Here is a 355-nt window from a genome sequence, read left to right as displayed (position 1 = left end):
GACGGTGAGCGGGCAGTCGTACGGGCGGTTCGGTCCGGGCGAGGTGTTCCTGCAGTGCTCGCCGGTGTCGTGGGACGCGTTCAGCCTGGAGTTCTGGGGGGCTCTGCTTCATGGCGGGACCACGGTCCTCCAGCCGGGGCAGCGGCCCGAACCGGCGTTGATCAGCGAGTTGTCGCGGCGCCACGGCGTCACGATGCTCCAGTTGTCCGCCAGTCTCTTCAACTTCCTCGTCGACGAGCATCCGGAGGCCTTCGACCCGGTCACCGTCGCCTTCACCGGCGGCGAGGCCGCCTCGGCCGCCCACGTCCAGAAGCTGCAGGCGCAGCGGCCCGGGATCACCGTGGTCAACGGGTAC

The 355-nt window shown here is 69.9% G+C and carries 1 protein-coding gene; it reads left to right on the top strand.

Annotated features, from left to right (window positions below):
- The coding region (locus OO47_RS33065) for an AMP-binding protein (RefSeq protein ID WP_158708755.1) at nucleotides 1-355 on the top strand (355 nt) is incomplete at both ends.

The sequence above is a fragment of the Streptomyces bikiniensis genome (assembly GCF_000716625.1).
Classification (GTDB): domain Bacteria; phylum Actinomycetota; class Actinomycetes; order Streptomycetales; family Streptomycetaceae; genus Streptomyces; species Streptomyces bikiniensis.
The sequence above is the reverse complement of the archived record's forward strand: the minus strand, read 5'-3'. Positions and strand labels throughout refer to the sequence as shown.